The organism is Peribacillus sp. AS_2 (assembly GCF_026891895.1).
GTDB lineage: Bacteria > Bacillota > Bacilli > Bacillales > DSM-1321 > Peribacillus > Peribacillus frigoritolerans.
In genome coordinates, this window is the sequence record NZ_JAPTGA010000001.1 from 376018 (window position 1) to 392303 (window position 16286).

General features: G+C 43.7%; 15 protein-coding genes. 14 read left to right on the forward strand and 1 reads right to left on the reverse strand.

The window, feature by feature from the left end:
• Nucleotides 1-110: 110 nt before the first annotated feature.
• The 14 genes from OTG27_RS01755 (at nt 111) to OTG27_RS01820 (ending at nt 14012) form a co-directional block, all read left to right on the forward strand.
• Entirely contained in the window at nt 111-1037 is a 927-nt protein-coding gene (locus OTG27_RS01755) for an AEC family transporter (protein WP_268936044.1), read from the forward strand.
• A 159-nt stretch (nt 1038-1196) separates the two neighbouring features.
• Nucleotides 1197-2219, forward strand: a complete 1023-nt coding sequence (locus OTG27_RS01760) for a tripartite tricarboxylate transporter substrate binding protein (RefSeq protein ID WP_268936045.1) — start codon at nt 1197-1199, stop codon at nt 2217-2219.
• 57 nt (nt 2220-2276) lie between these two features.
• Complete coding sequence (locus tag OTG27_RS01765; protein WP_191930009.1) at nt 2277-2732, forward strand: tripartite tricarboxylate transporter TctB family protein; 456 nt, start codon at nt 2277-2279, stop codon at nt 2730-2732.
• A gap of 18 nt (nt 2733-2750) precedes the next feature.
• Nucleotides 2751-4277, forward strand: coding sequence for a tripartite tricarboxylate transporter permease (locus OTG27_RS01770; protein WP_063574719.1), 1527 nt, complete (start codon nt 2751-2753; stop codon nt 4275-4277).
• A gap of 79 nt (nt 4278-4356) precedes the next feature.
• Nucleotides 4357-5949, forward strand: coding sequence for an ATP-binding protein (locus OTG27_RS01775; protein ID WP_268936047.1), 1593 nt, complete (start codon nt 4357-4359; stop codon nt 5947-5949).
• A complete protein-coding gene (locus tag OTG27_RS01780; protein WP_098371522.1) occupies nt 5946-6653 on the forward strand; it encodes a response regulator in 708 nt (235 codons plus the stop codon). The genes OTG27_RS01775 and OTG27_RS01780 overlap by 4 nt, the downstream gene beginning before the upstream one ends.
• A gap of 288 nt (nt 6654-6941) precedes the next feature.
• Nucleotides 6942-8000: a Delta(5) desaturase DesA gene (gene desA / locus OTG27_RS01785; protein ID WP_268936048.1), complete on the forward strand. Its 1059-nt coding sequence runs from the start codon at nt 6942-6944 to the stop codon at nt 7998-8000.
• A 94-nt stretch (nt 8001-8094) separates the two neighbouring features.
• Nucleotides 8095-9216 (forward strand): sensor histidine kinase, encoded by a 1122-nt coding sequence (locus OTG27_RS01790; protein WP_268936049.1) that lies wholly within the window; start codon nt 8095-8097, stop codon nt 9214-9216.
• A gap of 12 nt (nt 9217-9228) precedes the next feature.
• The gene (locus OTG27_RS01795; protein ID WP_057278094.1) at nt 9229-9837 is read left to right on the forward strand and encodes a response regulator transcription factor; all 609 of its coding nucleotides are present in this window, start codon (nt 9229-9231) and stop codon (nt 9835-9837) included.
• 102 nt (nt 9838-9939) lie between these two features.
• Nucleotides 9940-10461: a peptide-methionine (S)-S-oxide reductase MsrA gene (gene msrA / locus OTG27_RS01800; protein ID WP_053536794.1), complete on the forward strand. Its 522-nt coding sequence runs from the start codon at nt 9940-9942 to the stop codon at nt 10459-10461.
• Between the two features lie 159 nt (nt 10462-10620).
• Nucleotides 10621-11316 (forward strand): response regulator transcription factor, encoded by a 696-nt coding sequence (locus OTG27_RS01805; RefSeq protein WP_034311632.1) that lies wholly within the window; start codon nt 10621-10623, stop codon nt 11314-11316.
• Nucleotides 11313-12668 (forward strand): sensor histidine kinase, encoded by a 1356-nt coding sequence (locus OTG27_RS01810; protein ID WP_268936050.1) that lies wholly within the window; start codon nt 11313-11315, stop codon nt 12666-12668. The genes OTG27_RS01805 and OTG27_RS01810 overlap by 4 nt, the downstream gene beginning before the upstream one ends.
• A gap of 64 nt (nt 12669-12732) precedes the next feature.
• Nucleotides 12733-13281, forward strand: a complete 549-nt coding sequence (locus OTG27_RS01815; RefSeq protein ID WP_268936051.1) for a PepSY domain-containing protein — start codon at nt 12733-12735, stop codon at nt 13279-13281.
• Nucleotides 13282-13529: 248 nt separating this feature from the next.
• Nucleotides 13530-14012: a tetratricopeptide repeat protein gene (locus OTG27_RS01820; RefSeq protein WP_187050245.1), complete on the forward strand. Its 483-nt coding sequence runs from the start codon at nt 13530-13532 to the stop codon at nt 14010-14012.
• A gap of 226 nt (nt 14013-14238) precedes the next feature.
• On the opposite strand, the gene shc is transcribed toward OTG27_RS01820, so the two are convergent.
• Entirely contained in the window at nt 14239-16134 is a 1896-nt protein-coding gene (shc, locus tag OTG27_RS01825) for a squalene--hopene cyclase (protein WP_268936052.1), read from the reverse strand.
• Nucleotides 16135-16286 lie beyond the last annotated feature (152 nt).

Here is a 16286-nt window from a genome sequence, read left to right on the forward strand (position 1 = left end):
GAATGGATAACGATAATTTATTGGTATTTTAATTATGGCTATCCCGGCATTATGATAGATGGGAGATGTAAATCATCAGGAATTTGCCTAAGGAATGGAGAGGAAGTCAAGTGAGTGTCCTGTTTCTGATTGTATTGAATGTGATTGTACCGGTTTTTTTCCTTATAGGGGCGGGGGCCATTCTGCATCGTAAATTCAAGTTGGATATGAATACGCTGTCTAAATTGAATCACTTCCTGCTCATGCCCGCCATTAGCTTTGTCAATATCTATCAAAGCAAATTGGGCGGGGGGATGATCGTCCAGATATTCAGCTTCCTTGCTCTTCAAACAGTAAGCCTCATCATCGTGAGTACAGTGGTAGCGAAACTAGCCAGGTTTGATCAAAGTCTTTCGGCCACGTTTAAAAATAGTGTAGTCCTGAATAACTCGGCCAATTTCGGGTTACCTGTCAGTCAGATGGTATTTAATGGAAACCCGCTTGGCCTGTCGATCCAAGTCATCGTGATCATTTTTCAAAACCTGTTGACCTATACCTATGGATTGATGAATTCTGTTTCGGTCCATACAAAAAGTGCAAAGGGTGCCATTCGCGAGTTCTTGAAGAACCCCGTCATTTATGCTTTATTGCTTGGTTTAATATTACATTCCGTTTCTTTTGAAATCCCTCTGTTCTTATGGACCCCGATTGATAATATCGCGAGTGCCTTCATAGCCATTGCATTGATTACATTAGGTGCACAGAGTGCCTATTTGAAAATAACGCATTTCCCGCTTCCGCTTATCCTTAGCTTGGCGGGGCGTTTAATACTCTCACCATCCATCGCCTTCCTGATCATTCTCATGCTGGGCTTGGAAGGGACTGTCGCCCAAGGGTTGTTTATCGCAAGCTCATTTCCCACATCCAGAAACAGCGCATTATTCGCTTTGGAATATGACAACCATCCGGAGTATGCGGCACAGGCGGTTTTGATGTCGACTTTATTCAGCAGCATAACGGTAACGATGGTCGTGTATCTATCAAAAATACTATTCTAGCAGGGCTGCTCTTTGTGGGCGGGCCTTTTTCCCGTGTCTCCCGATAAAACTTTATGAACAATATGAAGGTTTTGGAATTTATGCATTTTAGTTGGGCAATCATTGAAAGCGAAGATATTTTTGTAGAATTAAGAAAACGCTTTCAAAAGGGGGATTACTATGTTTTCTCGTAAAAAGATTTCAGCGGTACTATTGGCAGGTTCGTTAGCTTTAAGTTTAGGTGCATGCAGCAGTTCGGGGACATCAGGGGAAAAGAAAGAAGATACAGGTTATCCGAAAAAAGCGATAACGGTCGTTGCTCCTTCGGGTGCAGGCGGAGGATGGGATTTAACGGCCCGTTCATTTACAAAGGTCTTGGGTGAGACGAAATTGGTGAACCAGCCATTGACCGTCGAAAACAAACCCGGCGGCGGGGGCGCTGTCTTCATGGCGGACTATGCAACACAGCAAGCGGATAATAATGACATGCTGTTCGTTAATTCACCGCCTGTCATCATCAATAACCTTAAAAAAGAAGGCAACAGTCCTTATGGATATAAAAATACGACTCCTTTGGCGCAGCTGACAAAGGATTATGGGGCGATAGTGGTAAAGGCGGATTCTGAATTCAAGGATTTGAAATCAGTGCTGGAAGCGGTGAAGAAAGATCCGCGTAAGCTGACCTTTGCAGGGGGATCTGCACCGGGATCCATGGATCATTTGATTTCCATTCTTCCAGCCTATGAATATGGCTTGAATCCAACCGAACTTAAATACGTTTCTTACGACGGTGGCGGGGAAGCGATTACGGCATTGCTTGGCGGAAATGCGGATGTGATCGGAACGGATGCATCCAGTGTCAGGGAATTTTTAAAAGCAGGAAAGATTAGAGTGTTGGCTGTAACCTCGAATGAACGTTTAGGTGGGGATCTTAAAGACATACCGACGGCAAAGGAACAAGGGGTCGATGCTGAATTCACGATTTGGAGAGGCGTTTTTGGACCTCAGAATATGTCTGGTGAAGCGAAAACCTTTTGGGACGGAACCATTGAGAAGCTAGTTGAAACTTCTGAATGGAAAAAGGAAGTGGAAGTGCAGGGATGGGAACATGAATATAAAAATAGTGAAGAATTCAGCAAGTTTTTAGTAGAACAGGAGAAACAGGTGCAGCAATTATTGGAAGCTTTAGGGATGGAAAAATAATCGGGAAGAAGGGGGTGCTTTCACCTTCTTCTTATTTTCTGAAACGGGGGGATTGTAATGGATGTTAAATTTGATCGCTTTGCTTCTGCAGCCTTTCTGGCTGTCGGAGTGCTGTTTATGATAGGAAGCAGGAAACTGGCCAGTTCTTCATATGGAAGTTCGGTAGGACCGGACATTTTCCCTTTTGTATTAGGGCTCGTCCTTTCTCTTTTAAGTATTCGCCTGTTCTATGAGGCATTTCGGGGCAGGGGGCAGGAATCACGTAAAGAAAAGCTGCAATATAAGCCTTTTATCATCATTCTGCTCTCCACCTTGATTTATATTTTGACATTGGAAACGATAGGATATGTCATTACGACCTTTCTGTTTTTGTTTGTTTGCTTTCAAACGATGGAACGGAATAAGTGGGTGACATCGCTCATCATTTCCGCAGGTTTTTCCGGAATCATCTATTATTTATTCGTGAATGTGTTAAAGGGAACACTTCCGGGTTGGCCAATCTGGTTTTCATAAGAGGAAGGGGGATGTGAAGTGGGCACTTTTGATTATTTAATGCACGGATTTGAAACGGCACTAACTTGGTATAACATACTATTTGCATTTGTCGGAGTATTGATCGGTACGGCGGTCGGCGTTTTGCCGGGGATCGGGCCGATGAGCGGTGTGGCTCTTTTAATTCCAGTAACCGCTTCGATTACAGGTGGACTTCCTCCAGAGCAAGCGGCAACAAGTGCCATCATTTTACTTGCAGGTGTTTATTATGGAGCGATGTATGGAGGATCGACAACTTCAATCCTATTGAATACACCTGGCGAATCTTCTTCTGTCGTCACCACATTGGATGGATATCAAATGGCCAAGAAGGGAAGAGCCGGGAGTGCTTTATCCATTTCGGCGATCGGTTCCTTCGTAGGAGGGATCGTCACCCTTATCGCCATGATTGCCTTGGCTCAGCCATTATCGACGATTGCCATTAAATTCGGTCCTGCGGAGTATTTTTCACTCATGCTTCTAGGGTTGGCGGCAGTCAGCGGCCTTGCGGGAAAATCCGTAACCAAGGCACTGATCATGACGGTTTGCGGTTTGTTGATCGGGACGATAGGCATTGATAATGTATCCGGGATCGCCCGTTTTACATTCGACTTTCCTTGGCTGTATCAAGGGATCGAATTCCTGACAATCGCTGTTGGTCTATTCGCCCTTGGGGAAGTATTCAAGACAATCTTGGAAAAGGACGAGGATGATGGGGAAATTGCAAAGATCAATAATTTGCTTCCTTCCAAAGAAGAATTCAAGGAATCTGCGGGGCCGATTGCGAGGGGATCGCTCTTAGGTTTCTTTGTAGGAATCCTGCCGGGGGCAGGGGCCACTCTTGCTTCCTTCTTCTCATACCTTATGGAAAAACGGATTTCAAAAAAACCTGGGAGATTCGGTACAGGGGCAATCGCAGGTGTGGCTGGCCCTGAAACGGCCAATAATGCGGCTTCCGGCGGAGCGATGATACCATTATTGACGCTGGGAATTCCGGGTTCCGGTACAACAGCGATTTTAATGGGTGCGCTCATGATGTACAATGTTCAGCCGGGTCCATTATTATTCGAGGACCATCCCCAGGTGGCTTGGGGACTTATCGCCAGTATGTTCATAGGAAATCTGATGCTCCTCATCCTTAATCTCCCGCTCGTTAAGGTTTTTGCGAAAATCATTGAAACGCCAAAGAAATATTTGATTCCGATCATTATCGCAATTTCCATTTTTGGTGTTTATGCGGTACAGGTATCGACTTATGATTTATTGCTATTACTAGGGTGCGGGGTCTTGGGATACTTCTTAAGTAAAAATGATTATCCAATCGCCCCGTTGGTATTAGGCCTGGTTTTAGGGCCGATGATAGAAAACAATATGCGCAGGGCACTGACGATATCCGATGGGGATTACAGTTTGTTTTTCACTCGGCCGCTTTCGCTGACCTTCCTGATCGTAACGGCATTATGGCTGCTCATTCCGGTTTTACTTAAGAAGAGAGGGAAGGATGTTGTCATCAATATTGAAGGTTAATTGATATTTTCTGAATGTTGCGAAATAACCCCTTTTTTAAAGGGGTTATTTTTTATATGATGTAAGTAGAGGTGATTGAATGCGTTTACACACCAAGTTGATGCTGGGCATCTGTACGTTAATCATCTTAATGGGTGGAATCTTTGAAGTTATTTTCATAAATATCCTGGAAAATAACCTGAAGCAGGAGACAGGGGAAAAAGCATTGTCGGTTGCCCAGACCGTTTCTTTGCTGCCTGAAATTAAACAAGCTTTTCGAAAGGATCATCCTTCTGTAATCATCCAGCCCATCGCGGAAAGGATTCGCAGGCAGATCGATGCGGAATTCATAGTGATAGGCGATGAGAATGAAACACGCCTGTCCCATCCAAATCCCGACATGATCGGGAAGAAAATGGTTGGGGGAGATAACGCCGAGGTTTGGGATGGGAAATCCATCATCACGGAGTCCACTGGCACATTGGGACCTTCCATAAGGGGGAAATCCCCGATAATCGCCAATGAAAAGGTCATTGGTGTCGTCTCCGTTGGCTACCTACAGGATGATATTGAAAAAGAAGTGTCCAGAATACAAAGAAAGATCGTCTTGATCATCTCTTTTATATTAATCGGCGGTTTATTGGTGGCCTTTTTCATTTCATTCAATATAAAAAAGGCGATATTGGGTCTGGAGCCGAAAGAGATCGCCTGGATGTTTCAAGAGAAGCATGCCATTTTGGAATCCATTCATGAAGGCATTATTGCCATTGATGTTCATGGGAAAATCACCATCGTCAATGAAACGGCGCATAAAATCCTTCATATCCCTAAAGACGTCATGCTTCGCGGAAGAAAAATCGAAGAAGTCATCACGCATACACATTTGCTTGATGTAGTCAGCACGGCACGGGCCGAATATGACCAGGAATTCATGATTGACGGTGAAGTTTTTTTGGCAAGCCGGATTCCCATTTTGAATGGACAGGGGGAAATCATCGGTGCCGTTGCAAGTTTGAGAAATAAATCGGAGCTATCCAATCTCCTTCAAGAACTGTCACATGTAAAGGCGTATGCAGAAGGGCTGAGGGCCCAGACACATGAATATTCCAATCGGCTTTATACACTGCTGGGCTTGATTCAACTCGGTTCATATAAAGAAGCAATGGATTTCATATCGAAGGAAGTTGATGTGACCCAGGGCTTCATTCACTTTCTGATGAAGGAAGTGCCCGATCCAATCATTGCGGGGTTCATCTTAGGGAAGGTAAGTTTAGCTAGCGAGCTGAAAATTGATTTCACCATCGATAGAGAAAGCAGTTTTAAAGATATTCCGTCCGAAATAGATCGGGATTTATTAGTGACGATCATCGGCAATCTCATCAATAATGCCTTCGAAGCTGTACGGGAAAACGAAAGGAAGGAAAAAAGGGTATCGTTGTTCGTCACGGACTTGGGTAAAGAGTTGATCATAGAGGTTGAAGATAACGGAAAAGGGATGGGTTCGGAGGTTACCGAACTGATTTTCCGGAACGGTTTTACGACGAAAAGCCATCAAACCAATTCAGGTATAGGTTTGAGCCTTGTTCAGGAAGCGATAGATGGATTAGGGGGGTATATCACTTTTTCGACGAAAGAAGGGGAATATACGATATTTACTGTAGCACTGCCAAAAAACAGAGGGGTGATTTCATGATGGCCAATCGCGATATAGAAGTTCTGATCGTAGAAGATGACCTGCGGATTGCCGAGATACAAAAGCTATTCATCGAAAAGCTTGAGGGGTTTCAAACGATCGGGATCGCCTCAAGCTATGACGAGGCTAAAAGCTTCATTGAAATCATGCAGCCGGATCTACTGCTGCTCGATATGTATTTTCCGGATATGAATGGGCTCGATATCCTGAAAGAAATCAAGCAGCAAAGTAAACAAATGGATGTCATCATGATAACGGCGGCTAAAGAAATCGAAAAAGTCCAGGAAGCCATCAAGATCGGCATATTCGATTATATTATCAAGCCTGTCGCATTTGAACGTTTCAAGCAGTCCCTACTCCGGTATCAGGAGTATCACATTAAGCTGTCTGAATTGGAAAAGGGCAATTTTCCCGTAACGCAGCAACAGGTTGATAAGCTTTTGCGAAAGGATATGAAAGAAAAAGAGAGGGAACAGGCTTCACTGCCAAAAGGGATTGATCGGATGACATTGGAGAAGGTGATGGTTGTGTTGGGGAAATCCTCCCCTGGGTTAACTGCCGAAATAGTGGCAAAGGAGATCGGGGTGAGCAGGACAACGGCAAGGCGTTATCTGGAGCACTTGATGTCAGAGGAAAAAATTGATGCCGATTTAACGTATGGCACGGTAGGACGTCCTGAACGGGTGTATGCCATCAAGTTATAAATGGGTTCGCCAAGCGGCGGATCTTTTTTATTTGATCGAATAAATGCAGGCAATTTCTTGGAATCGGATTGATGGGAAATTCACGTTTTTTTGAAGTGTAAAAATGATGAAAGAGGAAAAAATAGTGTGAAAAGTGTTGAAGCAGACAAGTATATGACAAGTGTCATGGCAGGGAATTGACGTTTATGACTATAGAAAATCGGTTATTATTACTATACTTAAAGAAGAGAAGTAAGCATAACCAATCCATTTAAACACTCCATTCTTATATATTATGAGGAGGAAATCATGAGTAATCATAATCATAATCAAAAACAATTGAGAAAAGATATTGCCCCTTTTGAAAAATCCAATACTAAATCAAGTGTGAAACAGCTTATAAATACATTTCCGCCATTTTTCCTGTTATGGTTTTTAGCTTATCAAAGCTTAACCATTTCATACTGGCTGACACTTGCATTTGCCGTCCTTGCTTCAGGATTCGTAGTCAGGATTTTCATCATTTTCCATGATTGCTGCCATCAATCGTTTTTCAAAAGCAGGAAAGCGAATAGCATCCTGGGAACAATCAGTGGAATCGTTACGTTATTTCCGTATGAGCAATGGAAGCATAGCCACTCCATACATCATGCAACAAGCAGTAATTTAAACAAACGCGGCACAGGGGATATTTGGATCATGACCGTTGATGAATATATCGCCGCTTCATTCTGGGGGCGTCTTGCTTACCGTTTATATAGAAATCCGATCGTCATGTTTGGATTGGGTCCATTTTATCTATTTCTTGTATCGAACCGTCTGAATAAAAAGGGCGCTAAAAAGAAAGAACGGATGAATACGTATTTGACAAATGCCGCAATCGTGGCAATTTATGGTCTTTTATGCTTGGCTATCGGATGGCAGGCATTCTTGATGATTCAGGTACCGATGCTTTTTGTAACGGGATCGCTGGGCATCTGGCTGTTTTATGTACAGCATCAGTTCGAAGATTCTTATTTCGAAGAGGAATCTGAGTGGGATTACGTGAAGGCTGCCATTGATGGAAGTTCTTATTATAAACTTCCAAAGGTCTTGCAATGGGTGACCGGTAATATCGGTTTCCACCACGTGCATCACCTTAGTCCAAGAGTGCCAAACTATAACTTGGAAAAAGTACATGATTCCACCCTGCCATTGCAGCAGGCAACGACAATCACCCTTAGTTCAAGTTTAAAATCGCTTCGCTTCCGCCTTTATGATGGAGAAAACAAGACGTTTGTAAGTTTTAAAGAGATTAAGGGACGTCTAAATGAAACAAAGTCTAAGGTGGAAATCAATACTAAACGTCCAAGTCTTCAAGAAAAATAAATCGTTCATCAAAAAACCATTCGATTTCCATTGGATGGTTTTTTGATGAAACTCCTTAGTATATACTAGGGTAAAAAGAAATAGAGGCGGCGCCATGCAAAGTTGGTATCATATCTTTCCGAAAAACACAGGGCTGAGCCCTTATGTCTGGATCATTTTTTGTATCCTTCCCTTTTATTTCATCTTCAAATCCTCTTCGATGTTGGAGATAGTCTTTGGAATCGTCATGATCATTTTGTTTTTCATATCATATGGTCTCTCATTCGTTTCGAAGGGATGGCCCGTATACGTATGGACGGCGATACAAATAATCATTTCCATATCGATGACCATATTTTTCAGCTACATTTACTTTTCACTCTTTTTGGCATTCTTTATTGGGAATGTTCAAAATAAGGTTGGCTTTTTCGTATTATATTCAATCCAGCTATTGGCTACCATCGTGTCTGTCAATATTGGCTTCATCATGAAAGACCCTACCTTCTTTTCGCAATTTCCCTTTATGCTCATTTGTGTGGTAGGCGTGATCCTTCTCCCTTTCAACACGTATAATCGGAACAAACGGGGTGTGCTGGAAGAACAATTGGAGGACGCCCATAAACGAATATCAGAGCTTGGCAAAATGGAAGAACGTCAGCGGATTGCCCGTGACTTACATGATACACTTGGACAAAAGCTGTCTTTGATTGGCTTGAAAAGTGACCTTGCAGGGAAATTGATCGATTTGAATCCGGAGACGGCCAAGAAGGAAATCAAGGATATCCGGCAAACGGCGAGGACGGCACTCAAGGAAGTACGTGAAATGGTGTCGGAAATGCGTGGGGCGAAGCTAAGCGATGAAATCATCCGGGTCAAGCAAATATTGAAAGCGGCAGAGATAGAATTCAATTTGGAAGGCAACGCGGAATTGCGAGATACCCCATTGCTTGTTGAAACGGTTTTGAGCATGTGCTTGAAGGAAGCTGTGACCAATATCGTCAAACATAGCAGGGCCGACTGCTGTCATATCGTCATCGAAGAATTACAAACAGGGGTGACGATTAAAGTACAGGATAATGGAGTGGGACTTTCACATCGATCAGAGTATATTAAAGGAAATGGACTTCAAGGAATGAAAGAAAGGCTTGAATTCGTTAATGGCAGCCTGGATATTCAATCAACAGATGGAACGACACTGTATATAAGGGTTCCGAATGCTATAAAAAATAATGGATAGGTGGGATTAACTTTGATTCGAATCGTAATTGCCGAAGATCAGCGGATGCTGCTTGGCGCGCTAGGTTCCATCCTTGATTTGGAAAGTGACATGGAAGTTGTCGGAAAAGCGAGCAATGGGGAAGAAGCAATGAATCTCGTCAATCAATTAAAGCCGGATATCTGCATAACCGATATTGAAATGCCAGTTAAAACCGGGCTCGATGTAGCGGAGGAGATCAAGGATCAGGGCCACCAATGCAAAGTCATCATTTTGACCACCTTTGCACGTCCTGGGTATTTTGAAAGAGCCAGAAAGGCAGAGGTGGGCGGATATCTTCTCAAGGATAGCCCTAGTGAGGAACTGGCGAACTCGATCCGTGTCATCATGGATGGGCGGCGCATTTATGCTCCTGAGCTGGTGGATATGGCTTTCGAAGAAGAAAACCCTTTGACTGAACGAGAGTGCCAAGTGCTCAAATTGATCGCGGATGGAAAGACCACAAAAGAAATCGCAAGCCAGCTTTATCTGACTAATGGAACGGTTCGTAATTATATATCGGTCATCCTTGATAAATTGGATGTAAGCAACCGCGTCGAAGCGATTGTAAGATTCAAGGAAAAGGGCTGGTCAAAAGATTGATCAAAGGTAAATCCCTGGCTGCTTTGCAAATCAAAAAAGCACTGTGTCAGGATTGAATTATGGTATATTAATTTCTATTACATAAGGAAAGGGGTGACCATTATGCAAAAGGCTACATTTGCTGGAGGCTGTTTCTGGTGCATGGTGACACCATTTGAAGAACAACCGGGAATTGGGGGAATCGTATCCGGTTATACGGGAGGACATGTTGAAAACCCGACTTACGAGGAAGTGAAGACGGGAACTACGGGGCATTATGAAGTCGTGGAAATCACTTTCGATCCTCAGTTATTTCCTTATGAAAGATTGCTGGAACTATATTGGCAGCAAATCGATCCAACCGACGATGGCGGTCAATTCCATGACAGAGGAAGCCAGTATCGGACGGCCATCTTCTATCATGATGAAGCCCAAGAAAAACTGGCCCTTGAAGCGAAAGAAAAGGTAGCGGCCAGCGGGAAATTCCAGAAACCAATCGTAACGGAAATCCTTCCTGCCCAAACCTTTTACCCTGCCGAAGAGTACCATCAGGGCTATCATAAAAAAAACAAAGATGATTATAAAGCGGACCGTGCGAAATCGGGACGCGATGAATTCATTGGCCAGCATTGGAACGGTGAATGAAATGGATCGGGTGTGTTTTCACATCCGGTTCTTTTTATTGTCTTTTTAAAGGTACAAAAATTAAATTCATCAATTCAGAGGATTTTTATTGCGGAGGGGTCAATTTCTCATGATATTTTCATATTTCTTCAGTACACTAAGGGGTAGGTGGTGATGATCATGAATAAGAGAATTTTAATAATAGAAGATGAAGAAAAAATAGCAAGGGTCCTTCAGCTGGAACTTAATCATGAGGGTTATCAAACAGAATCGGCATTTACGGGAAAGGCAGGTCTGGAAAGGGCGGAAGCCGAAGAGTGGGATTTAATCTTATTGGATGTGATGCTGCCCGAGTTGAATGGCATAGAGGTACTTAGGCGTTACCGGAAAAAGAATGGGTCGACACCGGTCATCCTTTTGACCGCAAGGGATGCTGTGCCAGACAAGGTGAATGGCCTGGATCATGGCGCGAATGATTATGTAACGAAGCCGTTTGAAATTGAAGAGCTGCTGGCACGGATCCGTGCTTGTTTTCGTACCAATGTAAGGGAGAGCCTATCAGAAGGGGAAGTGGATGAACTGAAGATCCACGATCTGAAGCTGAACCTTGGGACTAGGGACATACACAGGCAAGGCAATAGGATTGAGCTGACATCACGCGAGTTCGATTTGCTGGTTTATCTTTTGCAAAATAAAAATCAAGTACTTTCAAGGGAGCAAATCCTGACACATGTATGGGGATATGACTTCGCAGGGGATACGAATGTGGTTGATGTGTATATCCGTTATTTGCGCAAAAAGATAGATTATCCCTTTGAGCTGCAGCTCATCCATACTTACCGCGGGGTAGGTTACAGCCTGAAGGAGCCAGTATGAAGATTCGGACGAAAATCCAATCGTATTCCAGTCTTTTTTTAAGCGTCATGCTCATATTGTTGAGTATCATCGTTTTAATCGCCTTCCTTTGGATATCGTTAGAGAGGGAACGGGATCTGCTTGAAGATCAAGCTTCATTAATCGAAGAAAATATCCTGACGAAAGATTTGATTTCCGGTGATTCCGATTTAATGGAGCCCTATATCCCGGACGATGGAATGGTGCGGATATTCGACACGGATGGAAGGCTGGTTAAATCATTTACGGATGAAGAGGACCTCAAGGGGCTTGCGGTTAAATCCATTAACGAGAAAGGATATGATTTTGCCAAAGCTGACGGTGAATATGTATTGACCTACCGTTATCCTTATCCTGATGAGGGGAAGAGACTGGGGATGATCGAGGTCACACAGCCGCAGGATACCCTCCTTGATAATTTATCGACGCTTGCCCTCGTTTTGGGCGGTGCATCCCTTTTTGTCATTCTGTTATCGATTCTTGCCGGTAAGTGGCTGGCCAACCTGATCCTCAAACCGATATCGGTCATGAGCGGAACGATGAAGGATATTGAGAAAAGCGGGGAATTCAAACGAATACCGCTATCGGATCAATCGAAGGACGAGCTGCAGGTGATGGGAGCGGCATTCAACAGGATGATGGAAAGACTGGAGCGGAATTATAACCAACAGCAGCAATTCCTTTCAGATGCTTCGCATGAATTGAAAACCCCGATTACGGTCATCGAAAGCTACTCCTCTCTATTGAAACGCTGGGGAATGAAGGATCAGGCGATTCAGGAAGAGGCAGTGGAGGCAATCCATCATGAAGCCGTCCGGATGAAAAAACTGACGGAACATCTTCTGCAGTCAGCTTCCCAAACGGAACCTTCCGAAGATGTGGAAGGGAAAATAGAACTCATTTCGTTTTGTGAAGGGATTGCCCAAACATTCAGAAGGACGGGAAATCGTGAAATAACGATAGAGTCAGAGTTTAAGGAAATCTATGCAATGACCATTTCCAGTAAGCTTGAACAGGTGATAGTCATCCTATTGGACAATGCAATGAAATATAGTGAATCAGGCATACAGATCATGATAAAACGGCAGGAAAATGAAATTGTCATCGGTGTGAAAGATCACGGCGGAGGGATATCACCAGAACATCTCCCGCATGTATTTGACCGTTTTTATCGCGTTGATTCATCAAGGGCAAGGAAAACGGGAGGCAATGGGCTCGGGCTATCCATCGCCCGGACGCTTGTCGAGTCATTCGACGGTAAATTGGAGATTCAAAGCGAGGTGGGGGAGGGAACGTTGGTGACTCTTACTCTTTCTCATCAAATTCTAATCTAACGCTCATGTTCATTTCATGAAGGGTGCTTATTATAAGGGTAACAACTTAAAGGAGGAATCATTCATGAAAAAACAGTGGAGTACGATTAAAGAAGGTATCATTCAAAGGAAAAAGGTAATCATGACAGTGTCCATTGCGTCCGTATTGCTTTTCGGCGGTGCTGCTGGAACGGCGGTATATGCAGTCAATAAGGGGAACCTTTCCGAGGATGAGGCTATCAAAATGATTTCAGAAAAACTAGGCGGGGAAGTTACTCAATTTGAAAAGGATTGGGACCAGCCGATGACCTATGAAATGACCGTAAAAACGAAAGAAGGCTATCAAGACGTTGACGTTGATGCTGAAAAAGGAGAGATTCTTTCTCAGGAGATGGAAGACGGTGACGATGCGGATATGAGCACTCAACAAGCCGTGGAAACTGCAAAAGTCAGCAGTGATCAAGCTGAAAAGATTGCCTTGAAAGCGGTGGATGGTCAAGTAACGGATATGGAGCTGGATTCAGAGAATGGCACCCTTGTGTACGAGCTGGAAATAAAACAAGGACTAAAGGAATATGATGTAGTGGTGGATGCCACCACGGGAAAAGTATTGAAAAACCAATTGGATGATTAATCATATGTCATGTCGACAGTAATCCATGATATATGGAGATTGAAATGTATGAAAGGATTTGCCGGGAGGCAGATCCTTTTTTTATTTGCCAAGACAGTCGGGGAAGTGAAGCTTCCAAATCCTTAACAACATATTGGTTCCTGGCTGCAGCATTGTTGGGAGATGGGCTGTTTATACATATAAGAAGGAATTGAAAAGAAGAATCGCGAATAGGGGATTAAGGACTCATATACAATGGAGGAATGACAATGGGAAATTTGGAAAGGGCCCTGTTCTTAAGGGAAAAGAAGGAATTCGAAAAATCCAATCGTATATTGATGGATATGGCAAAGCAAAATCCCGGTGATGCAGTCATACAGTATCAGTGTGCCTGGAGTTTGGATATTCTCGGACTTGAGGTAAAGGCGGTGCCCTATTATGAAGCGGCACTCGAATTAGGTTTGCCGGAGGAGGATGCAAAAGGGGCCTACCTCGGGTTGGGGAGCACATATCGCACCATAGGGGAATATGAAAAATCAAGACGGACATTGGAATCCGGACTGGCGAAGTTTCCTGGGGATAAGGCTTTATTGGTATTCAGGGCCATGGCATTTTATAATTTGGGCCAACATGATCTTGCGATGGAATCTCTTTTGAAGATCATTGCCGAAACCTCGAGGGATCAAGAAATACAATCTTATGCTAAGGCGATAGAATTTTATAGTGATAAACTGGATAAAGTTTTCACATAAAATCGTGCTCATCCCCAAACTATCCACAAACCTGTATAAAACCAGTCACTTTTACATAGCCGAAATGAATGAATCAACAAATTTGATGGGGAAATTCTTGCTTTTGCCACTTTTACGGATAAATGAATGTGGATAACCTCGGATTGTGGATAACTTTCCGTGTTATTCACTACTTTTCCACAGGTAATCCACATATTCACCTTTAATATGAAAAAAACACTGGCGATTAAGTCTCCAGGAATTTTTTATTGTAATGACTTAAGGCTAAAAGGGGATAAATATAGCGATAGCTATGATAATGGATATACAAAAAATCCGCCATTCCCTGGCCTGCAGGATAATCATTGGTCCAGCTTTCTTGTTGACCTGCACGGATGAGGTAGGCAATGCCTTTTTCAATCTCGGCTGTCGGCTTTTCTGATGCCGATATCAACGCATCCACAGCCCAGGCTGTATGTGTCAGTGTGCTTGTTCCGAGGGGGATATATCGTTGCTTGATATCACTGTAACAAGATTCACCCCAGCCGCCATCTTCATTTTGAATTTTCTTCAACCAAGTTAAGGCTTTTTGGATGGATGGATGTCCAGTGGCTTGCCCTGCTGCCTTCATGCCGGTCAGTGCAGACCATGTGCCATATAGATAGCAGATGCCCCAGCGCCCATACCAGGAGCCATCACGCTTCTGGTCTTCCAATAGCCAATCCACCGCTCTTTTACTGACTTCTTCCGGCTTTTTCATATTTGTATAGTTCCCCAGGAATTCCAGCGTCCTTCCTGTCAGATCAGCGGTGGAAGGGTCAGTCAGGAGATACCTTGAACCCTCTATAGGAAGAAGCTGCAGCCATTTATGGTCGTTATTCCGTTCGAAGGCTGGAAAACCACCATCATCATTTTGCATGGAAATCGTGAAGGCGACACCGCGCTGCCAGCTGTCCCGATTATCCGGTTTCGCTTGCAATTGCTTAGCCAGCGCCCGCAGTGAGGCGGTCGTATCATCGACATCCGGATTCATGGTATTCAAATCCGAGAACCCCCAGCCGCCAGGAATTGCATCAGGATTATGGATCAGCCAATCTCCATACATATAATGCTGGCGTGACAGTAAGTACTGATTGGCGGCCTTGACCGTTTTGTCTTTGAAAGGCATTCCCGCTTCTTGAAGGGCGTAGCTTATTAAGGAGGTATTCCAAACATGGGGCGTCGTGAACTGGATATGTGTGTGTCCCTCAATGGAGCAGGCCATCCCCTTCAGACCGGCAATGGCCTTTAGAATCACTGGATCTCTTTTCGAATATCCAATTGAAAGGAGGGCAAAGATCATGAAAAAGGTAGAGCCGAAATAATTGTACAGTGTCCCGTCTGGTTCCAGCCTGTCGAGCATGAACCTTTTCGTTGAATCCAAGGCCAAGGAATGCAAATAATCCGGATAACCAATCAAGGTTTTGACGCCTGTTTGAAGTTTGGAGAAGAAGGAATGATATTCTTCGGTACGGTATTCTTCCCACACTTGCTCTTCGGAACTGTCCTCCCTTGTTTGGAATAAATCTTTTAAACTTGGCGTGTCCGGGGTCGTGATCTGAAACTTTTTATGGCCTAGCAATAGCAATGGAATCATATTGACCCGCCCATATACGGAAAGGTCATAAATGCTGACGAAAAAGGTCGTAGGCAGTAAGACCACTTCGAGTGGAATGGGGAATAGGCGCGGCCATTGATATTGTCCGGTGACAGTAAGCATCATTTTCGTTAACATTTTGGCCTGTTTGATGCCGCCCTTGGAAAGAATGAATTGTTTGGCCTTCCTCATATGCGGATGATTCTTATTGCGGAGTCCGCTAAAAAGAAGGCCATAGTAAGCCTCGATCGTAACCGTAACATTGCCGTCCTTCTCATCTTGGAATAGTTTCCATGACCCGTTTTCTGTTTGCTTGCTTTCGATTCTTTTTACTAAAGCCTCTATAAGAGGAGTATCTTCCATATCGAGAATTTTCAATAATATGATCATATAGGCATCTGCTGTTATCCCGGTGTCAAAGGGATAATTCCACGAACCATCAGCGGATTGGTCTCGTTTCAAGCGATGAACAAGGCGATTGATTTCCGATTGTACATCTTGGTTCAATGACTTTCCTCCTCTATAAACACATTTCCGTTTATATGTATATTCAAAACTTGTCGTTGCATTCAAGAAATCATGTCAGGCGCATCGTCCCACAAGAATAAAGGAGGAGGGAACTAAAAACGCTTTGGCAATGAAAGCTCCCAAAGCGTCAT